17 protein-coding genes are annotated in these 22,839 nt (G+C 61.4%); 11 read left to right on the top strand and 6 right to left on the bottom strand.

Annotated features, from left to right (window positions below; genetic code table 11):
* Positions 1–392: 392 nt before the first annotated feature.
* From GCT13_RS09700 to GCT13_RS09685, 4 genes are all read left to right on the top strand, one after another.
* Positions 393–1,493 (top strand): polyamine ABC transporter substrate-binding protein, encoded by a 1,101-nt coding sequence (locus GCT13_RS09700; protein WP_152757348.1) that lies wholly within the window; start codon positions 393–395, stop codon positions 1,491–1,493.
* 103 nt (positions 1,494–1,596) lie between these two features.
* Positions 1,597–2,760 (top strand): ABC transporter ATP-binding protein, encoded by a 1,164-nt coding sequence (locus tag GCT13_RS09695; RefSeq protein WP_193727622.1) that lies wholly within the window; start codon positions 1,597–1,599, stop codon positions 2,758–2,760.
* Positions 2,757–3,686 (top strand): ABC transporter permease subunit, encoded by a 930-nt coding sequence (locus GCT13_RS09690; RefSeq protein ID WP_152757346.1) that lies wholly within the window; start codon positions 2,757–2,759, stop codon positions 3,684–3,686. The genes GCT13_RS09695 and GCT13_RS09690 overlap by 4 nt, the downstream gene beginning before the upstream one ends.
* Entirely contained in the window at positions 3,683–4,501 is an 819-nt protein-coding gene (locus GCT13_RS09685) for an ABC transporter permease subunit (protein ID WP_152757344.1), read from the top strand. Before GCT13_RS09690 ends, GCT13_RS09685 begins: the two co-directional genes overlap by 4 nt.
* 162 nt (positions 4,502–4,663) lie before the next feature.
* Here the strand turns inward: GCT13_RS09685 and GCT13_RS09680 are convergent, their stop codons facing one another.
* Entirely contained in the window at positions 4,664–6,073 is a 1,410-nt protein-coding gene (locus GCT13_RS09680; RefSeq protein ID WP_152757342.1) for a methyl-accepting chemotaxis protein, read from the bottom strand.
* 534 nt (positions 6,074–6,607) lie between these two features.
* On the opposite strand from GCT13_RS09680, the gene GCT13_RS09675 reads away from it, so the two are divergent.
* On the top strand, positions 6,608–7,381 hold the full coding sequence (locus tag GCT13_RS09675) for a class I SAM-dependent methyltransferase (RefSeq protein WP_152757341.1): 774 nt from the start codon (positions 6,608–6,610) through the stop codon (positions 7,379–7,381).
* Between the two features lie 18 nt (positions 7,382–7,399).
* Here GCT13_RS09675 and GCT13_RS09670 read toward each other — a convergent pair whose 3' ends face one another.
* Together GCT13_RS09670 and GCT13_RS09665 are read right to left on the bottom strand one after the other, a co-directional pair.
* Entirely contained in the window at positions 7,400–7,663 is a 264-nt protein-coding gene (locus tag GCT13_RS09670; RefSeq protein WP_227746776.1) for a hypothetical protein, read from the bottom strand.
* Positions 7,664–7,740: 77 nt separating this feature from the next.
* Positions 7,741–9,222 carry a flavin-containing monooxygenase gene (locus GCT13_RS09665; protein WP_152757340.1) on the bottom strand — a complete coding sequence of 494 codons (1,482 nt, stop codon included), beginning with the start codon at positions 9,220–9,222 and terminating at the stop codon, positions 7,741–7,743.
* Positions 9,223–9,419: 197 nt separating this feature from the next.
* On the opposite strand from GCT13_RS09665, the gene GCT13_RS09660 reads away from it, so the two are divergent.
* Positions 9,420–10,055 carry a TetR family transcriptional regulator gene (locus GCT13_RS09660; RefSeq protein ID WP_152757339.1) on the top strand — a complete coding sequence of 212 codons (636 nt, stop codon included), beginning with the start codon at positions 9,420–9,422 and terminating at the stop codon, positions 10,053–10,055.
* An 86-nt stretch (positions 10,056–10,141) separates the two neighbouring features.
* Here GCT13_RS09660 and GCT13_RS09655 read toward each other — a convergent pair whose 3' ends face one another.
* The 3 genes from GCT13_RS09655 to GCT13_RS09645 form a co-directional block, all read right to left on the bottom strand.
* Positions 10,142–11,356: a tetratricopeptide repeat protein gene (locus GCT13_RS09655; RefSeq protein ID WP_152757338.1), complete on the bottom strand. Its 1,215-nt coding sequence runs from the start codon at positions 11,354–11,356 to the stop codon at positions 10,142–10,144.
* Positions 11,357–11,462: 106 nt separating this feature from the next.
* On the bottom strand, positions 11,463–12,143 hold the full coding sequence (locus tag GCT13_RS09650; protein ID WP_087735516.1) for a PspA/IM30 family protein: 681 nt from the start codon (positions 12,141–12,143) through the stop codon (positions 11,463–11,465).
* 502 nt (positions 12,144–12,645) lie between these two features.
* Positions 12,646–13,368, bottom strand: coding sequence for a plasmid mobilization protein (locus tag GCT13_RS09645; protein ID WP_152757337.1), 723 nt, complete (start codon positions 13,366–13,368; stop codon positions 12,646–12,648).
* A 650-nt stretch (positions 13,369–14,018) separates the two neighbouring features.
* Between GCT13_RS09645 and GCT13_RS09640 the strand changes: the two genes are divergently transcribed.
* The 5 genes from GCT13_RS09640 to GCT13_RS09620 form a co-directional block, all read left to right on the top strand.
* On the top strand, positions 14,019–16,544 hold the full coding sequence (locus tag GCT13_RS09640; RefSeq protein ID WP_152757336.1) for a penicillin-binding protein 1A: 2,526 nt from the start codon (positions 14,019–14,021) through the stop codon (positions 16,542–16,544).
* A gap of 682 nt (positions 16,545–17,226) precedes the next feature.
* Complete coding sequence (locus GCT13_RS09635; protein WP_152757335.1) at positions 17,227–17,478, top strand: PAAR domain-containing protein; 252 nt, start codon at positions 17,227–17,229, stop codon at positions 17,476–17,478.
* Position 17,479: 1 nt separating this feature from the next.
* On the top strand, positions 17,480–21,154 hold the full coding sequence (gene tssI, locus GCT13_RS09630) for a type VI secretion system Vgr family protein (protein WP_152757334.1): 3,675 nt from the start codon (positions 17,480–17,482) through the stop codon (positions 21,152–21,154).
* Complete coding sequence (locus tag GCT13_RS09625; RefSeq protein WP_152757333.1) at positions 21,154–22,545, top strand: hypothetical protein; 1,392 nt, start codon at positions 21,154–21,156, stop codon at positions 22,543–22,545. Before tssI ends, GCT13_RS09625 begins: the two co-directional genes overlap by 1 nt.
* Positions 22,546–22,626: 81 nt before the next feature.
* A partial coding sequence (locus GCT13_RS09620; RefSeq protein ID WP_321574266.1) for a helix-turn-helix domain-containing protein occupies positions 22,627–22,839 on the top strand: 213 nt, incomplete at its 3' end.

Below are 22,839 nucleotides of genomic sequence, written 5' to 3'. Positions count from 1 at the left end.
CGATGCGCGATGTTTCTGCCGCATCGGCACGGAGGTTTTTTTCGGGTGGACAGGACGCGATAACCCGATAAAATTGCGGCCAATTTTGCAGCCGCACGACGGCCGTCCCGGCGCGCTTCATCGCGATGCGAGCGGGCCGCAGCGGCGATCGACAGCCATCGGCAAGCAATCGGCGGCAATCGGGTGATGCCCGGATCGATGCGCATGAGCGCACAGGAAACCTGAACGAAGGCCGCGCGCTGTACCCTTTGCGCGACATCCGGCGGTTTTTTTTGAATCGGGCATCGTTTGATGGTAGCTTTCGGGTTTTTCAAGGGTAGCCGGCCGTGGCATGGCGCGGCTTGAGGCGGGGTAGGCGACCGGTTTTCGCGCCGGTCAGAACGGAGAACGGAATGAAAAAACTGGTGGTGGGCCAACTGGCTGCGCTGGTGTTGTGCGCTACGCCTTTCATGTCGGCGACGGCAAAAGATACGCAACTGAATGTGTACAACTGGTCGGACTACATCGCCAAGGACACGATTCCGAACTTCACGAAACAGACGGGCGTCCAGGTCAAGTACGACAACTACGACAGCGACGACACGCTGCAAGCCAAGCTGCTGACGGGCAACTCCGGCTATGACATCGTCGTGCCGACCAGCAACTATGCGGGCAAGCAGATCGCAGCGGGCATCTTCGCGCCGCTCGACAAGTCGAAGCTCCCGAACCTCAAGTACCTCGACCCATCGCTGATGGCGCTCGTCGCGGGCGCCGATCCGGGCAACAAGTACGCGGTGCCCTGGGCGTACGGCACGACGGGTCTCGGCTACAACGTGACGAAGGCGCAGCAGATTCTCGGCAAGGGCGTCGCGCTCGACAACTGGGACATCCTCTTCAAGCCGGAAAACATTTCGAAGCTCAAGGCGTGCGGCGTGTCGGTGCTCGACGCGCCCGACCAGATGTTCGCGGCCGCGCTGCACTACATCGGCAAGGACCCGATGAGCACGAACCCGGAAGACTATCGCGCCGCGCTCGCGATGCTGAAGAAGATCCGTCCGTACATCACGCAGTTCAACTCGTCGGGCTACATCAACGATATGGTCGGCGGCGACGTCTGCTTCGCGTACGGCTGGTCGGGCGACGTCGTGATCGCGAAGCATCGCGCGCTCGAAGCGAAGAAGCCGTACAAGATCGACTACTACATCCCGAAGGGCGGCGCACCCGTGTGGTTCGACGTGATGGCGATTCCGAAGGACGCGAAGAACAAGGAAGCCGCGCTCGAGTGGATCAACTACATCGAGACGCCGCAGGTCCACGCGGCCATCACGAATGCCGTCTACTATCCGAGCGCGAATCTCGAAGCGCGCAAGTACGTGGACAAGGATGTCGCGAACGATCCCGCCGTGTATCCGCCGGCGGACGTCGTCAAGACGCTGTTCCTGCTGAAGCCGCTGCCGCCTGAAATCCAGCGTCTGCAGACGCGGCTGTGGACCGAGTTCAAGTCCGGCCGCTAAGCCAGTCCTAACCGGACGGCTGTGCAGGAATGCATCATCATGAAGCCCTCGGCATCCAGCCGGGGGCTTTGTTCGTCAAATGCAGGGAGAGAAGCAGCAGATCATGAGTGACCAGTCGAATGCACTGGCAGGGGCCGGCGTGTCGTCCTCGGGCAATTCCGCCGCTGCGCAGGAGGCAGCGGATAACTTCGTGCAGATCGTCGACGTCGTGAAGAAGTTCGGCGAGACGGTTGCCGTCAAGGGTGTGAACCTGTCGGTGAAGAAGGGCGAGCTGTTCGCGCTGCTCGGCAGTTCCGGTTGCGGTAAGTCGACGCTCTTGCGCATGCTCGCGGGCCTCGAGACAGTCACGTCGGGCAGGATTCTCATCGACGGCGAAGACCTCGCGCAGATGCCGCCGTATCGGCGCCCCGTCAACATGATGTTCCAGTCGTATGCGCTCTTTCCCCACATGACGGTCGAAGCGAATGTCGCGTTCGGTCTCAAGCAGGAAGGCGTGCCGAAAGCCGAGCTGAAGGAGCGTGTGCAGACCGCGCTCGACCTCGTGCAGATGGGGCGGTTCGCAAAGCGCAAGCCCCATCAGCTGTCGGGCGGCCAGCAGCAGCGTGTCGCGCTCGCGCGCTCGCTGGTCAAGCGTCCGAAGCTGTTGCTGCTCGACGAGCCGATGTCCGCGCTCGACAAGCAGATCCGACAGCGCACGCAGATCGAGCTCGTCAACATTCTCGACAAGGTCGGCGTTACCTGCATCATGGTCACGCACGATCAGGAAGAGGCGATGACGATGGCGAGCCGCCTCGCGGTGATGAGCGAAGGCGAGATCGTACAGCTCGGCACGCCGGGCGAAGTCTACGAGTATCCGAATAGCCGCTTCTCGGCGGAGTTCATCGGCTCGACGAATCTGTTCGACGGCAATGTCGTCGAGGACGAGCCGGATCACGTGTATATCGAAACGTCCGATCTGCCCGTACGCATGTACGTGAGTCACGGCATTACGGGGCCGCTCGGCATGCCCGTGACGATCTCGGTGCGGCCCGAGCGCATTGCGCTCACGCGCAAACCGCCCGAAGGCGCGTTCAACTGGGGCAAGGGCGTCGTGACGAACATCGCGTACATGGGCGGCTACTCGCTGTACCACGTGAAGCTCGACGCGGGCAAGACGGTGATCGCGAACGTGTCGAGCCTCGCGCTGTCGGAAATCGAAACGCCGACATGGGGCGATGAAGTCTATGTGCGCTGGAGCGCATCGGCAGGCGTGGTGCTGACGTCATGAAGAGCGCGCTGCAATCCCTCATGATATGGCCGGTGCGGCGCTTCAATCTGACGGGGCGCACGGCCGTCGTCGCGGGCCCGTTCGTGTGGCTGCTGCTGTTCTTCCTCGTGCCGTTCCTGCTGGTCGTGAAGATCAGCTTCGCGGACCTGCAACTGGGCATCCCGCCATACACGGAACTGACGACCTTCAAGGAGGGCGTGGTTCACGTCGCGCTCGACCTGTCGCACTACGCATTTCTGCTGACCGACAGCCTGTACTTCGCGACCTATGTGAACTCGGTGGTCGTCGCGGCGATCTCGACACTGCTGTGCCTGCTGCTCGGCTATCCGATGGCGTACTACATCGCGCGCTCGAACCCCGCCACGCGCAACATCCTGATGATGGCCGTGATGCTGCCGTTCTGGACGTCGTTTCTGATTCGCGTGTACGCGTGGATCGGCATCCTGAAGAACAATGGCCTGCTGAACAATTTCCTGATGTCGATCGGGCTGATCCACACACCCATCGAGCTGTATCACACGAACACGGCCGTCTATATCGGCATGGTGTATTCGTACCTGCCGTTTCTCGTGATGCCGCTCTACGCGCACCTCGTGAAGATGGACCTGACGCTGCTCGAAGCCGCCTACGACCTTGGCGCGAAGCCGTGGAAAGCGTTCTGGCAGATCACGCTGCCGCTGTCGAAGAACGGCATCATCGCGGGCTGCCTGCTGGTGTTCATCCCGGCTGTGGGCGAGTACGTGATTCCTGAACTGCTCGGCGGCGCGAACACGCTGATGATCGGCCGCGTGATGTGGAATGAGTTCTTCGACAACGCGGACTGGCCGATGGCATCCGCGGTCACATGCGCAATGGTGCTGCTGCTGCTCGTTCCGATGGCACTCTTTCAGTACTCGCAGGCGAAGGAACTGGAGGAGAAGCGATGAAGCCGAACCGCATTCTGCAATTTATTGCACTCGCCATCGGCTTCGCATTTCTGTATGTGCCGATCATCAGCCTCGTCGTGTATTCGTTCAACGAGTCGCAGCTCGTCACCGTATGGACGCGCTTTTCGACGCGCTGGTACGCCGCCCTGCTGCAGGATGACGAACTGATCAACGCCGCGTGGCTGTCGCTGCGCATCGCGCTGCTGACGGCGTTCGCATCGGTGTTCATCGGCACATGGGCGGGATTCGTGCTCGCGCGGATGGGGCGTTTTCGCGGATTCACGCTGTACACGGGGATGATCAACGCGCCGCTCGTGATCCCCGAGGTGATCCAGGGCATTTCGCTGCTGCTGCTCTTCATCGAAATGGGGAAGTGGCTGGGCTGGCCGGCGGGGCGCGGCATCTTCACGATCTGGATCGGCCACGTGATGCTGTGTATTTCCTATGTCGCGATCATCGTGCAGTCGCGCGTGCGCGATCTGCATCCGTCGCTCGAAGAAGCTGCACTGGACCTGGGCGCAACGCCGCTACGTGTATTTTTCTTCATCACGTTGCCGCTGATTTCGCAGGCGCTGGTGGCGGGGTGGCTTCTGTCGTTCACGCTCTCGATCGACGATCTGGTGCTGTCCGCGTTCCTGTCGGGCCCAGGATCGACGACGCTGCCGCTGGTGGTGTTCTCGCGCGTGCGACTGGGCCTGAATCCGGAGATGAATGCACTGGCGACGCTGTTCATTGCAGTCGTCACCGTGGGCGTAGTGGTTGCCAACCACTTCATGCAGCGCGCCGAGAAGCGGCGGCTGGCGATGGCGGTCTAGGAGCGCAAGTGCCGGGGGCGAGCAGGTTTTCGATCCGGCGCTGCGATGCGTAACGCGCAAGAGGGAACGGCCGGTGCTTCCGATGAGCGCCGGCCGTTCTTTTTTGTTGCCGCTTGCTCTTGCTGATCAATCGTCATCGACCGTTATGCGGACAGTTCTTTGTCAGATCCGGTATCCGATTCTGAGTCCGCCCCAATGCCTGCCGTTCACGAAGATGGGCGCCGACGCGTCCTTCATCAGCGCGTATTCGCCACCACCCATGTCGCGCCGGTAAGTCTGCAGCAGGAAGCGCTTTGTGTTCGTTCCGGCAGCGAGGCCGGTGCGGTCGTTGAACAGCCGGCGGTTCCGGCAGTTTGCTGCATTCCAGACGGGATCGTCGCGCTTCGGTTGTGAGAACTTGAGATTGTGGGTCGGCAGGTAGCCTCGTACATCGACGGCCGCGCAGAAGGCGACGCGTGCATCGAGGCCCAGCATCGGCTCCTGAATCAACGGCAGCACGCGATCGGTGAACCCGGTGAATCGCGTCGTGAATTGCGGCGGGTTCGTGCCCGGTACAGGCACGTAGCGGTCGTCGAACAGATCGTTGATCGAGAGTTCGCCACGCGCCACGGCAGCCTCGAACAGCTTGCCGACTTTCGCGGCGGCCTGTTCGACGGCGTCGATGAACGGCGTATCCGCTGTCTCGGCGCCCGTGGCCGCCGTCAGTTCGATCAGGCTTTCCGATACGCCCAGCAGATGGCCGAGCTGGTCCTTCGCCTGCACGAAGTTCTCGCCTGAATGCTCGACGTCCGATGCGATTTCCAGCACCTGCGATTCGAATGCATTGCATTGCTCTTCGATTTCACCGGAGAGCAATGCAATCTGGTTCGCCTCTGCATTCAATTGCATGATCGCGTGACCGGTCGAGTGCACGACGTCGCCGATCATCCGCGTGCCTTCGCGCACGCGTTGCGCTCGTGCGGTATTTTCCGCACCCTCGGCGATCAGCCTCTCGGTCTGCCCGGTGAGTTCCGCAAGCGTCGTCTCGATCTGGCCGGTGGCCTGTGCCGTCTTTGCCGACAGTGTCTTCACCTCTGCCGCGACGACCGCAAAGCTCTTGCCGAATTCGCCTGCACGTGCCGCTTCGATGGCGGCGTTCAGCGCGAGCAGATGGGTCTGGCGGGCGATCAGCGAGATTTCCTCCGACACGCGGCTCACGTGCGACAGGGCCGCGCGCAACGCGCTGATCTGGCTCTCGATTACGGTCACGCCCTCGACGAGCCCGTGAATATCGGACAGCGACGCTTCGAGCGTTTGCTGCGATCGCCCGACTTCGTCGGTAGCCTGAGCGGTGACGGCGTGCATTTCGCGCGCCGCGGCGGCGATCCGGTGATTGCCGGCGAGCGTTGCGGCTGCCGACTGGCGAAGCGTCTGGCATACGTCGGCCTGTCGATTTACGCGCGCCGCGACTTCTTCGATATGGCCGGACACATCGCAGATTTCGATGCCGAGCTTGCCGGCCTGCGCAGCAATGTCGCCGACGACGGATGAAGCGCTACCTTTACGGTGCGTGCGCCGAGTGAAGAAACCCATTATCGCGAAAGCTCCCGGACGGCGCGGCGATTGTGTTCGCATCATCGTCCCAATGTCCATTGAATGTGCAAGTTCGTGCATGTGTCGCGTACGTGTGCATGCGGTGCATGTGTCGCAGATCGCACGATGAACGACGCAACGGATGAACCGTGGCACATGAATTGCGCGTCCGACGCGCTTTCATTTTTCTACGGCGTCTTACGGAGTCGCTTGATAGGGACTATCCCGCAGTCGATTCGGGTAGGATCGACTGCGGGCGCGACTCGTAGTTCGCGTCTGTCGAATTAACCAACCAACGAACGATGATTGAATCCTTCGCGCGCTTGTCGGGCTGGGACCAACTGGTGTACCTATGGGAGTTGATCGTGCTGCTCTGCAAGTTCCTGTGGAATCTGCTGCGCCTGCTGGGCGGCGGCTGAAGCGCAATGCAGTGCATTGCTCATGCAATGGAAGATGAACCACGGTAACGTATGAACCCGATTGCATTGCTTGCCGTGACCTCATGTAGCGATCTTCCTCAGCGCCTCCAATCACATGACACATGATTCCACTCAGCGCTTCACCGACCGCGTGACCGACTACGTGAAGTATCGGCCCGGCTATCCGCGCGACGTCGTGACGTTCCTGCACGACACATGCGGACTTGCAGACGACGCGCGCGTTGCCGATATCGGCGCGGGCACGGGTATCTCGTCCTGGCTCTTTCTCGAGGAAGGGCATCCCGTCGTCGCGGTGGAACCGAATCAGGCGATGCGCGCGGCCGCTGATGCATGGCTCTCGCACTACTCCGCCTACGCGAGCGTCGCGGGCACGGCCGAAGCGACGACATTGGAAACAGCCAGTGTCGATCTCGTAATCGCCGCGCAGGCGTTCCACTGGTTCGATCCCGCCGCGGCGCGAGAGGAGTTCGCGCGCATTCTGAAGCCACGCGGGCTGGTCGCCTTGCTGTGGAACAGCAGGCTGCTCGAAGGCACTGCGTTTCTGACGGGTTATGAAGCGCTGCTGCGCCGTTTCAGCGAAGACTATCAGTCCGTCGCTGAGCGCTATGCCGACGACGAATCGATGGCCGAATGGTTTGGTGACGGCTTGAGTCACAACGCGCGTTTTCCAAATGCACAGCGACTCGACTTCGAAGGGTTGAAAGGGCGCTTGATGTCGTCGTCGTATGCTCCGAAGGCGGGGCATCCCAATCACGAACCGATGCTCGCGGCGTTGCGTGAACTGTTCGACCGTACCGCGCAGGACGGCACGGTCGAATTCGTCTACGAGACACGCGTCTATGCGGGATCTGCACCGATACAACGCTAGACGTGCAACGGACTGCTGCTAGTCCTGGACTTCGCGAAGAACATTCGCAGGTCGTGCAAAACACGTTGCGGTGCCATTCCACGTATGCAGCGAAGACGCGAAGCCGTGGATCATCACGATCGGGCTAGTGCCTGTGTCCGTGCCTTCGTCGATATGGTGCACATCGGCGCCCATAATCTGCACGAAGCGCGAACCGCTTTGCCTGTAACGGCGTTTCAGTTCATCGCGCGGCACGCTCGTGATGCCGAGCCGCGCGGCGAGCGAGCGGGCGGCAGAGGGCATGCACAGGCTGCGTCGTGTCGACGTTTTGTCTTCCCGGACGTTGTATGCGTCGGTGCAACCGCTTTCGATGCACACTCCTAACGCGAAAAGATGTACTCGGCTGCACGCACGCGTCGCGTGAGCCGGCGGAAGGTGAACGTGAAGCCAGGCCAGATCGCCGTGACCTTGCCGCTCTTCGTCTGGTAGTAGCTGCGGCAGCCGCTCGTCCATACCGATCGCTGCATATTGCGTTGCAGACGTGCATTGAACGTGCGTTGCACGTCTGGGCGCAGATTCATCGTGCGTGCGCCGCGTCGCTGCAGTTCGCGCAAGCAGTCGGCAATGTATTGCATCTGCGACTCGATCATGTAGATCATCGAGTTGTGGCCGAGGGCCGTGTTCGGCCCGGCCATCATGAAGAAATTCGGGAAGTCCGCGATGCTCGTGCCGAGGTACGCTTCGGGGCCGTCGCTCAGCCACAGTGCACCGAGATCGGCGCCGCCGATGCCTGTCACGTCGAATGGCGCACCCGCATCGTTCACCTGGAATCCCGTGCCGCAAATGATCGCGTCGACGACATGATGCGTACCGTCTGACATCACGATACCGTCACGCACGATTGCGCGGATCGGCCCGGTCACTACCTCGACGTTCGGCTTGTCGAGCGCCGGATAGTAGTCGCTCGACAGCAGCACGCGTTTGCATCCCAGCCGATAGTTCGGCGTGAGCTTGACGCGCAGTGCAGGATCTTTCACGCGCCGCTCGAGATAAGCACGCGCGAATTTCATCGTGGGTTCCGTCAACTTCGGATTGACGAAGAACGCGATGCCGCGCGACTCCATCTGCCAGTAGATCGCGTTGCGCACGCAGCGTTGCGTAAAGGGCAGATGCCTGAAGAACCAGCGCGCGCGTTCGCTGACGGGCTTGTCGGACTTCGGCAGGACCCACGGCGCGGTGCGCTGGAGCAGCAGCAGTTTCTCGACGCGTCGCTGGATTTGCGGCACGAACTGGATTGCGCTTGCGCCGGTGCCAATTACGGCGACGCGTTTGCCTTCGAGTGCATAGTCATGATCCCAGCGTGCCGAATGAAATATCTTGCCGCCGAATGCATCGAGTCCGTCGATTCCCGGCATCGCGGGACGCGACAACGGGCCGCTCGCCGCGATCACGACATCGGCTTCGACCGCCTCATGCACACCGTTGCATTCGATATTGAGCCGCCACACGAGTTGCGTTTCGTCGAAGCGCGCTGCTGTCACACGTGCATTGAAGCGTATTGCACTATCGATCTCGTACTTGACTGCACAATGCTTCAGGTACGCGAGTATCTCGTGCTGGTGACTGAATGCGCGCGACCACGACGGGTTTGCTTCGAACGAGAACGAATACAGATGAGACGGCACATCGCACGCGGCGCCCGGATACGTGTTGTCGCGCCAGGTGCCGCCCAGATCGCTCGCCGCCTCGTAGATCGTGCACGACGTGTAACCGAGGCGCTTCAGACGGATGGCCATGCCGATGCCTGCAAAACCGCTTCCGACAATCGCGACACGCAACTCGGCACGACGGGGTGAGGGCATATGTGCAGTGCTCCAATGAGTCCGCGGAGTCAGCAACGCTCCGACGGCGAATGAGAGGAAAGGAGAATTGTCTACGTCCGTCTGCGACGGTTAAAGCGCAGGGTAGACAACTGTACACAGCCCGTCAAGATCGTTGTACAGTGCTGACTCCGAGATCACGACGCCCGTCGGCCTCAATGCATTCGAACAAGAAGCTCATGCAATCGACAACGGAACTGGAACTCGCACCGGGCAAGCGCAAGCTGATCGAGGCCGCGTTGCGCCTGACGGCGGGCGGCCGCAGTTTCGCGACGCTCGGCTTGCGCGAACTCGCACGCGAAGCCGGCCTCAATCCCAACACGTTTTATCGGCACTTCGATACGCTCGACGAACTCGCGCGCGAAGCCGTCGGATGGGTTAGCCGTCGTCTGCGTCCAATGTTGCGGCGCGAGCGCTGGCTGGCTGCACACGATGAGCCGCATAGCGTGCCACGTCGCGCATGTGCGGCGTTTTTCGCGTTCGCGCTCGAAAACCGCGAGGCGTTTCTGAGCGCGCTGGCCGAATATCACGGCACGTCGGCCGCGTTGCGCGAGGCGGTGCGCGTGAACCTGCATGAGGTATCGGCGGAGATGGCCGAGGACGTCGTGCAATTGAACCTGATGCCCGCGCTGTCGCGCGAAACCATCGAGGAAATCTGCACGCAGATCGTGCTGCAGCTTTTCCATCTGTCGCATGAGTACATCGGCAAGGCCGCGCAGCGTGACGCGTTGATCGACTACGCGGAGCGTTTCATCGTCAGGCTCTTCGCGGGCGCCGTCGCACTTGCGCAGCACGACGCGCAGGGTTCGATGTGATGCAATGAAAAAGGGCTCCGGGGGAGCCCTTTGTGCTAGTCGCACATTCGTCGAGCGGCTTGCGCCGATAGCGAAGCGAGGCCGTATCAGGTGTCGTTCCAGCCGCCCGAATCGTCGCTGCCCATGTCGACGCCGCCGTCGCCACCGCCATCGCTCCAGTCGTTAGAACCCTGGCCGAAGTCGACGGACCCGGCGTCATTGCCGGCGCGCTTGCGCGCTTCGTCATCGACGATCACATCGCGTTCGATCACGCGGTCACGCCCGGAGCTCAGCGCTTCGCCGAGCAGCACGCCCGTCAGCAGACCGCCCATGCCGCCGCCGAAACCGCCGCCTTGCTGCACGATGACGGGCGGCTGCTGTTGCGGCGGATACGGATAGGGCGCTTGTGGCGGATAGCCCTGTTGCTGTCCGCGCCCGAACGCCTCGTTCGCTTCGCGCACATACGGGGAGTCGCCCGTGCCCGACGATGCCGCGGGTGCCGCGTTCGGATCGGGCCGGCCTTCGGCGCGCGCCTTCAGGCTCGCCACCTGTCGTTCGAGATCTTCTACCTGATACGGCGGCACCGGGTTCTTGCTGTTCGACAGCGCCTCGACCAGTTGACGCAGTTGCGTTTCCACGCCTTCGACTTCGCGTTCGAGCGCTTCGTGTCCGGGCGCCGTCGACAGCTTCACGTCCAGCTTCAGCGAACGCACGTCGTTGAGCAGATCGGTGGCGCGCTTGAGTTGCACGCGGCGATCGTCGTTGGCGCGCGTATCTTCCTGCGAGCGCGCGCGGCGCAGCGTCCAGCGCAGAATCAGCGCGATCGCTCCGAGCAGCACGGCGATGCCGATCCACATGCCCATCGACGGGCCGTGGCGTTGCGGCGCCTGCTCGAGCGCGGACGGCGAAACGGGCGCGGCTTGCTGCTGTGCGAACGGATTGGTGGCGCGATGCGCGCCGTTGGCCGCGAGGCTGCCCGCCGTGCCGCCGGTGACGCGCGCGGCGTCGGCGCGCAGGCGCGCTTCCGTCTGCGCGAAGCGGGCAGGATCGGTGAAGCGAACCTGCGGGTCGAGCGTCTTCGCCTGCTGGAGCTGCGCGAGCGCGTCGGCCGGGCGGCCTTCGCGATCCAGCACCTGCGCGTACAGATAGTGCGCGCGGGCATTGTTCGGATGTGCCTTCAGCACTTCGTTCAACTGCGAATCCGCTTGCTGCCAGTTGCCTTGTTGAATCGACGTTTCGATCTGCGTTGCCGTCGGCAGCGCGAAAGCGGCGCCCGATACGAGCATCAGCGAAACACAGGCTGCTGCGAGGAATTTTTTCATGATGCGGGCCGGGCGGATTGACGCCCGTCTCCATGGCTATCGAGTTGCCGTGCCGCGCGCCGGCCGATGCGCTCGGACGCCGCGCGGCACATCGCCTGGAATGCCGTTACTGCGCAGGCGTGTCCAGCTGCTTCTTCAGCGCCGCAAGGCGGTCTTCGACAGACGGGCCGCGGTTCAGATCCGCGAGCTTGTCGTCGAGCGCCTTGCCGCTTTTCTCGTCGGCGGAATTCAGGCGTGCGTCCGAGCGTGCGTTCGACAGCGACACCTTGTCTTCCAGCTTCTGGAAATCTTCAGCAAGATTCTTGCCGCCGATACCGCCCAGCGCCGTCGCCGCCGTGTCCTTGGCCTGCGCGATCTGCTGCTTCGCCTGCAGGATGTTCGAGCGCGCGTTCAGATCGTTGCGGCGCTCGCGCATGTCGTCGATCTGCTTCTTCAACTGCTCGACCGAGGGCTCGAGCGTCGCGAGTTCCTTCGCGAGTGCATCGCGCTCCGCTTCGGCCGTCGCCTGGGCGCCGAGCGCCTCGCGCGCGAGCGCTTCGTCGCCGGCTTGCAGCGCGCGCCGTGCGCCGTCCTCGTACTTCTTCGCCTTGTCGGCGGCCACGTCGCGCTTGCTCTGCTGCGTGGCGACCTGCGCCTGGATCTCGATCAGCGAGTTCTCGGCTTTCGCGATGCTATCGTCGAGTTCGCGCACGATCTGGCGCGCATCACGCGACGGGTCCTGCACGGAATCGGCTGCGTCGTTCAAGAGACCTTTGACCGTTCGCGTGATGCTGTCAAAAAGCGACATGAATACCTCCATTGGATGAAATCGACGCTGAATACCCGGCGCGCTGCATGGGTGCGTAATCACGTCGACAGCACGTAGTTTACGCCGCCCTGCGCGAGACTGCGGATCATGCTGCATGCCATCGCGGATCGCGTTCGTGTGCATGCTCGCGATGACATCGGGGCGCGCGCACGGATTGCAATAGCGCCATGAAAATTTAACTTGCCGCGGCGCGATGTCCGACACTTCGAACAGGCCCGCAGATCGACGCGAACGGGTATTCAACAGCTCGCGGATATTACACCACGCGTACCCTTAAAACGATCTTAAAGCGCGATTTCGTGCGCGTTTCGGCGGGTCCGTTCGCAATGTCGTGCGGCTTGTTTGTCGAGCGCAATCGACGCAATCAAAGAACGAACGAATGCGCAGATCTGTCGAAATAGAGATGAGGGAATTCTTTCGGATAGCCGACGATGCGCGGCCTTGCTCGCACGCCGCATAGGCAAGCATCGACACGCGGTGTTCACGCGAAGCGGCCGTTGCCTTCGGTGGGATCGATGTTGGGTTCGTCCTCTTCATGCTCGCGTTGGCGCTTGCCGGCGGCGCTGCGTTTCGACGACAACAGTGTCGCAGTCCGGGATGGCGCGCGCGTGTCGCTGTCCGTTGCCGGGGCCTCGTCGGTATCGTGGGCGATGGCGGCGGCTTTCGCGGCCGCCACGCGCGCGGCAACTTGCGCGGCGTTATCGTCATCCGCGCTTTCAAGCGTGCCGACGGGCGCGAGCACCGCAGCGGAATCGGCGGGGCGCGCGAGATCGATCGGCGCGAGTGTTTCGCGCGGCTCGCCGGATGCGGCGAGCGCGGCATCGTTTCCCGGCGATGAGGCCGGCTCGCGCGCGGCAGAAGAGCCGGCGGAGGATTCGGCACGTGACACGCCAGCTGACGCAGCAGGCGACGTAGCAGACGACCCGGCGCGAGGCTTGAGCGCTGCCGGCGCCGCTTGCCGCATGCGATTGCTCGAGCGCGCGACGCGTTGCAGCGCTTCGTTCAGCGCATCCGGTTCGCGCGGCGCGCGCAGCCGGTCGACGATGCTCGCCGCCTTCACCTGCTCGCTGGTCGCACCGAAGCTCAGCACCGCGCGACGCATGAGTTCGCTGACGCTGATGCCGAGGTTGTCCGCCGTCGCGGAGATCGCGCGTTTCTGGGCGGGCGTCACGAATACGACAATGCGTTCGCTGGGCTTGTTCATAGATCGGCTCGCGTTCTTTGTTGGTGTCGAACTGCGGAGGAATCCGGGCAGGGTGCGAGGCCTGCTTGGCGCGCGTCAAACCATCATAAGACTAAATCGTGGCGCGCGGTGGAGCGCCGCCGCAAATCGGGCGGCCTGCAAAATGGCTGTCACATCAACGAGTTGCCCGAGTTGCAGGGATATTGTCCACAAGGCTTTGCACAATTTCTGTTGATAACCGCACAAGCGCGCCACGGCGGGCCCCGCGCGGTGTTTTTGCACATGAGGGCACGATCATGAGGGAATTCTTACAAAAAAATCACGATCCACGCGGCTTGATTTCTTTAAAATGCGCTGTTACGTTGCGCCAGAACCTGTCTGCGCGCGCCGTGCGACCGGCCGGGACGGGGTAAATATACGGCGCCGCGCGGTGGCAGCCGCCAGGGCCGAAACGAGCGTCGCGCGCAGTATCATTGCAGGGCCGCCGCCAGCGCCGTACCCGGTGGCGCCGCGAATCTGCGCGAATGCTGTCGCGTCGGCGGATGGGCGCCGCTCCGGCGCGCAACGGTGCCGCTGCCGCCCGTTCGGGCGCGCGACGCACGCCAGGACCACGATTCGAGCGCACCGCGCGTGCATAGCCGGCGTGTAGGAAAGCGCCAATCATTCCAGTCATGCCAATCATCAAACGACCGCATTCTTCTCATCCAGGCCGCGAGCCATCTTTCGGCAACAACGACAACCCGAGCCGTGACTATCGCCACGCGCAGCGCGAAGAAGACGACGGCGACGACCGCGGCCGACGCGGCAGCCGCTCGGTCTTCGGCACGATCACGCTGTGGTTCGCCGGACTGTTCGCGACGCTGGCGGTGGTCGGCGCGCTGATCGTCGGCTACGCGCTCGTCGTGATGGGGCCGCAGCTTCCGTCGCTCGACGCGCTGACCGATTACCGTCCGAAGGTGCCGCTGCGCATCTATACGGCGGATCACGTGCTGATCGGCGAGTTCGGCGAAGAGCGGCGCAGCCTCGTGCGCTTCCAGGACATCCCCGACGTGCAGAAGAAAGCCGTGCTCGCGATCGAGGACTATCGCTTCTACGAGCATGGCGGCGTCGATTTCATCGGCATATTGCGCGCGGGTTTCGCGGACATCATGCACGGCGGCTCGTCGCAGGGCGCGAGCACGATCACGATGCAGGTCGCGCGCAACTTCTTCCTGTCGAGCGAGAAGACGTACACGCGCAAGATCTATGAAATGCTGCTCGCGTACAAGATCGAGCGCGCGCTCACAAAGGACCAGATTCTCGAGCTGTACATGAACCAGATCTATCTGGGTGAGCGCGCTTACGGCTTTGCGGCCGCCGCGCGCGTGTACTTCGGCAAGGATCTGAAGGACATCTCGCTTGCCGAGGCGGCGATGCTCGCGGGCCTGCCGAAGGCACCGTCGGCGTACAACCCGGTCGTCAATCCGAAGCGCGCGAAGATCCGCCAGGAGTACATCCTCAAGCGGATGCTCGATCTGCGCTACATCACGCCGGAACAGTACGACGAGGCCGTCAAGCAGGAGATCCACACGAAGACGGCGGGTAACGAGTACAGCGTGCACGCCGAGTACATCGCGGAAATGGTGCGTCAGATGATGTACGCGCAGTACAAGGACGAGACCTATACGCGCGGCCTCAGCGTCACGACGACGATCGATTCCGCCGACCAGGAAGCCGCCTACCACGCGGTGCGCAAGGGCGTGATGGACTACGAGCGCCGTCACGGCTACCGCGGTCCCGAAGGCTTCGTCGAGTTGCCGGCAGCCGGCGACGAGCGCGACGAGGCGATCGAAGATGCGCTCAACGATCATCCCGACAACGGTGAGATCGTGGCCGCGGTCGTGACATCGGCGACGCCGAAGGAAGTGAAGGCGCAACTGCTCGACGGCACCCAGGCGAGCATCAAGGGTGACGGGCTGCGCTTTGCGGCGGCTTCGTTGTCGCCGCGCGCGGCGCAGGCGCAGCGCATGCGTCCGGGCTCGATCATCCGCCTGATCGCGGATGCGAACGGCAACTGGCAGATCACGCAGTTGCCGCAGGTGGAGGGCGCGCTCGTGTCGATGACGCCGCAGGACGGTGCGATCCGCGCGCTTGTCGGCGGCTTCGACTTCAACAAGAACAAGTTCAATCACATCACGCAGGCATGGCGCCAGCCAGGTTCGAGCTTCAAGCCGTTCATCTATTCGGCGGCGCTCGACAAGGGCCTCGGACCGGCGACGATCATCAACGACGCGCCGCTGTACTTCCCGCCGAGCGCGCCCGGCGGCGACGCGTGGGAGCCGAAGGACGACGACCAGCCCGACGGTCCGATGCCGATGCGTGTCGCGCTGCAGAAGTCGAAGAACCTCGTGTCGATCCGCATCCTGTCGTATATCGGCACGAAGTACGCACAGGACTACGTGACGCAGCGCTTCGGCTTCGACGCCGACAAGACGCCGCCGTATCTCCCCATGGCGCTCGGCGCGGGGCTCGTCACGCCGCTGCAGTCGGCGGGCGCATATAGCGTGTTCGCGAACGGCGGCTACCGGATCAATCCGTATCTGATCGCCGAAGTCGACGATGCGCACGGCCAGCCGATCTCGCGCGCGCAGCCGCTGACTGCGGGCCGCGACGCGCCGCGCACGCTCGACCCGCGCAACGCGTACATCATGAACAGCCTGCTGCACTCGGTCGCGACAGGGGGCACGGGCGCGGGGACGAACGTGCTGCATCGTAGCGACCTGCAGGGCAAGACGGGTACGACCAACGATGCGAAGGACGGCTGGTTCGCCGGTTATCAGCAATCGCTCGTGGCCGTCGCGTGGATGGGCTACGACCAGCCGAAGTCGCTCGGCAGCCGCGAATTCGGCGCACAGCTGGCACTGCCGATCTGGGTCGACTACATGCAGCGCGCGCTGCGCGGCGTGCCGCAGGCCGAGCCCGAAATGCCTGCGGGCGTGACGAGCGTCGACGGCGAGCTGTTCTATGCGGACATGACGCCGGGCGGTGGCTTCATCGCGAGCATCGGCATGGATTCGGCGAATCCGCTGGCGAGCGGCGGCGATGCCGTCGGCACCGTGGGTCCGGCGGGCATGACGCCGCCCGCGCCGCCGCCGCCGAACGTCACGTCATCGGAGAAGAAGCAGATCATGGATCTGTTCGAGTCGAACAAGCCCTGATCGCTTGAGCCTGGATGAACGACGCGCCCGTGATGAGAATCACGGGCGCGTTTTTTTGCGCGTGCGTCAGTCGGGGATTAAGGTGCGCGCTCAACGGGTTAGCGTGATTGTCCAGGCGTTATCAACAAGGCTGTGCACGGAATCTGTTGATAACAAACGCGAGCGCGCCATTGAGCGCTTTTCAGGCACGCGCAGCGCAATCTGCATCGCGGGACAAACCGCTGACGCCTCAATGCCTTATCTCGCCTTGCGGCGCCGCAGCAGGGCACGGGCATCGCCAGGAGCGAAGCGAGGAAGGCGCTGGCCGCGAAGGGAGGTGAAACGCAATCCGGGGTGCACTGGTACACGACCCGCGGAAAATCATAGGGTGTGATTTTTCAGGTGACTTGACGGGCGATGTGATTTTCGGAGTTATCTCATGGATCGTCGCGCGTCGAACTGTTTACAGTCAACCACTCTCAGCTGACCATGAACGGCCCGTTCGAAAGAATGGGGTGGTCGGTTTCTCAGGCCCGCCACAAGCGGGCCTTTTTTCTGCCCGCTTCCTGATGCGGGTCGCATAACTTTCGCCCGTTCGGGCAATTTCGAATCTTTCTGATTTTTCCATTGCAGCGAAGCTGCTGGAATGGCGCAGCGCAGGGCTACATCAAGAAAATTTGCATACCTTATTAAGAGAAGAACCATGAGAGATATAGCAGGGCGAGAAGTTGCCCGTCTTGGTCATGTGACGGACCACGGCGGCAGGATCATTGAAGGCGCGGGCGACTTCAGCCAGAAGGGCATTCCCGTTGCACTCGATGGGCATCAGGTCGAATGCCCGAAGTGCGGTGGCAGCTATCCCATTATCGCAACCGGGCGGATGACCCACAAAGGCAGGCGTGTTGCCTACGTGGGCGACGCAACCGCATGCGGCGCAATCCTGATGCGGGGCTGACATGGGAACGTCTATCTTCAAGCCCTTGCAGGCCCGCACCCTGAGCGTCGAATGCGAAGCGCTACCGCTGTGGGGCGGCGAGCCGGTATTGCTGCCATCGCGCCTGAAGGGAACCGAAGCGCTCGGCAAGCCTTATCGCTACGAACTTGACATGGTGTCAGTCGACAGCCCGATACTGCGTGCCGCCGTGGTCCGCGAAAAGATCGACACTGCGAAACTGGCAGGCAGGATCATCGACATACGGGTCGAGTTCGAGGGGAAGGGCGAATTCATCCCCGGCATGCCGGGCGATACCGGCATGGGCAATATCGGCGCGGGCACACGCACCATTACCGGCATCATTACAGAGGCGCAGATTACCGGCACGGATGACCGTCACATGTATTACAGGTTTGTCGTGCGCCCCTGGTTGTGGCTGGCTTCAAGGACCGTTGAGAACCGCATATTCCAGAACGCCAGCGTTGTTGAGATAACCGAAGAAATACTGAAATCGGAACCGTATCACTTTCCAGTCGAATGGCGGCTCGGTGCCGTAGGCTTCAGAAAGGGCTATCCGCCGCGCGACTATGTCAGACAGTTCTGGCAGACAGACCTGGAATTTCTTGAACAAATCTGGCGCGAGTGGGGAATTTACTATTTCTTCGAAGGCTCGACGCTGGTGCTGTGCGACTCGCCCGGTTCCCACAAGACGCACGATAACGCCTACGACAACATCATCTATCACGTGCCGGATGGTGCGCGTATCGATGAGGAGCACATACACAGGCTGAAAGCGTCGCGCCGGATCACGTCAGGCACGGTAAAGCTCGCTGACTACGACTCTACGCGGCCCAGGGCGCAGTTCCATGATGAATACAGTCTCCACAGCGGAGCGCCCTACGACGACGCCGAACATTATCAGTGGGGTGACTTCTCGCAGCCGCTGGCGGGCGCGATGGGCCTGTCAGGCGAGCCAAATGATTATCGCGAAGAAGCGCGACATCTTGCCAGTGTGCGTGTCGATGCGATGCGCTGCAAGCGTGAGCGGCTGCATGGTCGGGGCAACCTGCGCGCGCTGACGACGGGCAAGACGTTCCATCTGGAGCGACATCCGCAGAACGAAGTCAACGGCGAGTATCTGGTCGTCAGCACGACGATCGACATCCGCAACGTCGATACGGTTACGCAACCGTCCGGCAGCGAAAGCGCGTACCAGTGCGTGACGGATTTCGTGCTCCAGCCCGCCAACACATTCTTCAAGAACAAACCGAGGAAGAAGCCGCGTGCGCACGCGGAAACAGCCGTCGTAACCGGTTACGACAAGGAACCCATATGGCCCGACGCTTTCGCTCGCGCGAAGGTCTGGTTTGTCTGGGACCGGCGCAACCGGCCGGATCAGAACTCAAGCTGCTGGGTGCGCGTCTCGTCGCCGTGGCAGGGTAATGGTTACGGCTTCATCGCGTTCCCGCGCACGGGTGACGAAGTGACCATCGGCTATCACGAAGGCGATCCCGACAAGCCGTTCGTGAGCGGCAGGATGGTGAACCAGTTCAACCAGCCACCCTGGGATCTGCCCGCCAACGACGCGCTCACGGGCATCCTGAGCCAGAGCCTCAAGGGCAGGGAACACAACCAGGTTGTCACGGATGACACGCCCGGAAAGCTCCAGGTCCAGGTCACCAGCGATCACGACCAGTCGCGGCTCGTGCTGGGTTACAACACGCGCATCGTACCCGGCGCGGGACGCCAGGACCCCCGCGGCGAAGGCTTCGAACTGGCAACCGAGGGGCATGGCGTCGCACGTTCAAACCGGGGCATGCTGCTGACGACCGAGTCGCGCAGCGGCGCGCAGTCGCCGATGAAGGATATGGGCGAGACGGTCGCACGACTGACGACGGCCCATGATCTTCATGACGATCTCGCGAAGGCCGCGCAGCAGAACGAGGCGCAGCAGGTCGGCGCGGACCAGTCGGACGTGACGAAGGCGATCGGCAGGCAGAACGACGCGATTGAAGGCACGGCATCGGGAGACAATCCGTTCCCTGAAATGAACCGGCCCGACATGGTTCTGTCGAGCGCTGCGGGCGTTGCGATGACGGCACGACAGGGAGTGCATGTCGCGGCCCATGACGATTTCGCCGTGACAACCGGCCGGAATATCGCACTCGCTGCGGCGAAATCGCTCTACGCGAGCGTGCGCGATGTGATGTCGCTGTGCGTGATGCGCGGTCCGATGAAACTCGTATCGGTTATGGACCGTATCTCAATCGTCGCACGCAACAGCCTCATTGAACTGCGGGCGAAGGAGAAGGTATCGATCGGCTCACTCGATACGGTCGAGGTGCTTGCGTCGAAAAAGCTTGTCTGGAATGCGGGCGGTACGCAGGTCGTTATCGATGGCAGCGGCTTCACGGTATATACGGATGGCAAGGTCACATTCCACTCAGCCGATGTGAAGCAGGAAAACCCCCTTGCGGTGCCAGAGGGCCTCGCGCCGCTCGCGTCGCATCCAGTGGAGCTGAGCTGTTCCGCGCTTGCGGTAGACGCGGCAGGGGAATCGCCCACGGTTCACGCAACGGGTTCGCAATCCGGCGATGCTTCAGCCCGAGCGCAGGACACACCGGCACCTGCGCCAGCACCAGGCCAAACCTCAACGTCCAGCGCTGAAGGCCAGGATCAGACTGACGAGCCTTCCCTTGTGAAGTTGACGCGTGACCTCGTAAAAACCGCTACGCAGATTTCGCATCCCGCCCCCGGTTCAGTACCATCGAATGCTGGCGGGTCTGCTGCATCGACTTCATCGAAAAAAGGTGAACCCGCGACCGGCCCCCATACGTGCACCTACAAGATGAAAGACATCGACCTGAAGAACAAGAACATGTCGATGGAGTCGGCGGACTACTGGGGCGTCTATCAGAATGGGACCGCGTGGATTGACCCGAGAACGAACAAGCAAATCTTTCTGAGCTATGTAGCCTCATCTGGCACGTTCGACCTCGCGTTCGATGTTGCCACAATGACCATTACGGCAACGGTTATTGTGCTCGTGATTCCCAAGCGCGTAAGGTTGCGGAACGCGGTAACGAAGGAACTAAAGAATAACGCAGACGGCACGCCAGCATCCGTACCTTACGAGACGTTCGAAGATAACAAAAACGAAACCGATACTAACCGAGTCAACCAGAACAGCTACAAGCTCACGCCGGCCAAGTGTCAGCAGGGTGATGCCTGCTCTTGCCAGATCAGTGTGAAGTTAAGAATCAACTTCGTGACAAGCGCAACGGAAAGGCATCATGCACAGGTGAACCTTTACGCGGAGGCCGAACGTGCTGACTCAGGTAACTGGGGTGAAAAGAGCGTAAGAAAGAACAAGGGTACAGACACATTCATTTCGATAACCACAGATAAGGTGCAAGCACATGAAACGGGTCATTTGTTCAGTTTTCCAGACGAGTACTACGATCAAGGTGGCGCTGTCCATAAGGACTACATCACCATGGAGCAGAAAGTAGACATCAAGCTAGGCCAGAACAACCCTAACAAGGACACATGGCAGGGAACTACCTCAAATAATCTAATGGGTACAGGTGTGTACTCCAGCGGCAATACCCCTTCCTATTATGTCTATCGCATCAGCAAATGGTTTGGTGAGGCGACGCAGCGGGATTGGAAGGTCGATCCACATAAGGAAGCTTGATGAACAAAGTACGGGTTGCATTTTCATCGCTCTTTTGTTTCATGTTGTTTTCTCAAACGGGTACGGGTATGGCAAAGTCGGATAAAGATACGATGGGTTTCGGCTTGAACGGCTATAACATGAGCAACGCGGAATCGAGTATCGGCCTGGAAGATGGCAAATTCCTCCTTGTCATGAAAGGTCAGGTCAAGCGTGGGTCAGGCCAACCCGCACCTATGCATGGCATTGGTGTATTTGAGGGGGCAATCTCCGACCGCGACCGGGCGAAGATGTATGCGATGCGAAACACTGTATGCTCGATAAAACAACTTCCCCGAAATACGCCGGGTAATACGTTTATCTTCGTCCCGAGTGTGACCTGTGACGATGGACGAGAGATCGCGATTGCGATTGATAGCTTTTCTTCACTCCCAGAAGGAACTGGAGCGAAGCTAGTGACGCCGACTGAGGAACTGGTTAAGTCGTTTTACGAGACAGGCGACAAGGTTGCAAAGCTGGACGCCAGTACCAGCATGGTTCCGAAGGACGGAAAACTGCTGGTGACGCTGAAGTTCATTAATTCGGGTCACACAGAAATTGCTTTCAAGAGTCCGGCAACATGGGAGGGCTATTACGATCCAATGTCTAAGGCATCGTACGCGGAGGTAGGGGGTGTAAAGTCGACGAACGAAGGCGAATTCTTTTCGCTGATGCTTGGTCGTGAGCAGATGATTAATCGCTCTGACTACCACGATGACATCATTCGTATTCCACCTGGACAAGTACGTTATGCCAGTTTTCTCGCGTATCCCGACGGCCGGTTCAAAAAGGGCCGATATAGCGCAGGTGGCGGGGCCGTCATCAGGGAGATACTTGCTCCGGAGAAGCTACGAGGCGTGGTGGAGTTTACCTTCCAGGACACCGTTGCCGATTTCGTATACGACTATCCCGCTAACCAGAAGGAAATGAACGCGTTCGAAGCCTATCGCCGCAAACGTCTGTTCGACGATATTCATGGCGTGGGCGATGGTGTTGAAGAGGCCGGTTACTACCGCGCCTATGGCGAAGACAACAAACGTGACGACTTCCCCGTCCTGCTCAGGAAAGGCGAGAAATTCCCCGGGCGCACGATGGAACATCAGGTCGGCGGCTCGCGCAAGAGCATCGGCCCCGCAACCATCTGGCGATGGGAAGCTTACCCCGATTCGAAGGTGTCGGCGGTCACGGGCGAACCATGTCCGCGTAGCGGCTACTGGATTCCCGGCATGCCGAGCGGGCTTTCTGCGAACGGCCTTTATATGTTCAGCCTGGCAGCCGACAAACGCAGGATCGCAGAGAACGAAGTGATGCCACGCCTGGGATTAGGCAACGACAGCTATCTCACGTGGACATGGCTCGGTGATGTGACCTAGTATGACATCCCTTAAATACGTTGAATAATTAAACGCCTTGGTTATCATGTCGGGATGAGCCGAGGCCGTCATGCAACGTCAGTGAAGCTGACGAAGAAAGAAAAAAAGAAACTCCTGTCGCTGATCGCACAGAAGACGGCCCCGCAGCGGGATGTGATGCGGGCTCGGATTGCGTTGTGGGCACATGAGGGACACTCGAATACCGTGATTGCGCGAGAGCTCGGTGTATCGGTGCAGACGGTCAGCACGTGGCGCAAGCGCATTGCGCGGCAAGGCGCACAGGGCATTCGGGAA

The sequence above is a fragment of the Paraburkholderia franconis genome (assembly GCF_009362735.1).
Classification (GTDB): Bacteria; Pseudomonadota; Gammaproteobacteria; order Burkholderiales; family Burkholderiaceae; genus Paraburkholderia; species Paraburkholderia franconis.
This window is presented reverse-complemented; position numbering and strand designations above follow the sequence as displayed.

Bases quoted from the DNA above. Each gene is read 5' to 3' on its own strand.
- tssI (WP_152757334.1), top strand. From the start codon at position 17,480: ATGGGAACGTCTATCTTCAAGCCCTTGCAGGCCCGCACCCTGAGCGTC.
- GCT13_RS09640 (WP_152757336.1), top strand. From the start codon at position 14,019: ATGCCAATCATCAAACGACCGCATTCTTCTCATCCAGGCCGCGAGCCA.
- GCT13_RS09645 (WP_152757337.1), bottom strand. From the start codon at position 13,368: ATGAACAAGCCCAGCGAACGCATTGTCGTATTCGTGACGCCCGCCCAG.
- GCT13_RS09650 (WP_087735516.1), bottom strand. From the start codon at position 12,143: ATGTCGCTTTTTGACAGCATCACGCGAACGGTCAAAGGTCTCTTGAAC.
- GCT13_RS09675 (WP_152757341.1), top strand. From the start codon at position 6,608: ATGACACATGATTCCACTCAGCGCTTCACCGACCGCGTGACCGACTAC.
- GCT13_RS09690 (WP_152757346.1), top strand. From the start codon at position 2,757: ATGAAGAGCGCGCTGCAATCCCTCATGATATGGCCGGTGCGGCGCTTC.
- GCT13_RS09655 (WP_152757338.1), bottom strand. From the start codon at position 11,356: ATGAAAAAATTCCTCGCAGCAGCCTGTGTTTCGCTGATGCTCGTATCG.
- GCT13_RS09660 (WP_152757339.1), top strand. From the start codon at position 9,420: ATGCAATCGACAACGGAACTGGAACTCGCACCGGGCAAGCGCAAGCTG.
- GCT13_RS09680 (WP_152757342.1), bottom strand. From the start codon at position 6,073: ATGGGTTTCTTCACTCGGCGCACGCACCGTAAAGGTAGCGCTTCATCC.
- GCT13_RS09625 (WP_152757333.1), top strand. From the start codon at position 21,154: ATGAACAAAGTACGGGTTGCATTTTCATCGCTCTTTTGTTTCATGTTG.
- GCT13_RS09685 (WP_152757344.1), top strand. From the start codon at position 3,683: ATGAAGCCGAACCGCATTCTGCAATTTATTGCACTCGCCATCGGCTTC.
- GCT13_RS09695 (WP_193727622.1), top strand. From the start codon at position 1,597: ATGAGTGACCAGTCGAATGCACTGGCAGGGGCCGGCGTGTCGTCCTCG.
- GCT13_RS09700 (WP_152757348.1), top strand. From the start codon at position 393: ATGAAAAAACTGGTGGTGGGCCAACTGGCTGCGCTGGTGTTGTGCGCT.
- GCT13_RS09635 (WP_152757335.1), top strand. From the start codon at position 17,227: ATGAGAGATATAGCAGGGCGAGAAGTTGCCCGTCTTGGTCATGTGACG.
- GCT13_RS09665 (WP_152757340.1), bottom strand. From the start codon at position 9,222: ATGCCCTCACCCCGTCGTGCCGAGTTGCGTGTCGCGATTGTCGGAAGC.
- GCT13_RS09670 (WP_227746776.1), bottom strand. From the start codon at position 7,663: ATGCCCTCTGCCGCCCGCTCGCTCGCCGCGCGGCTCGGCATCACGAGC.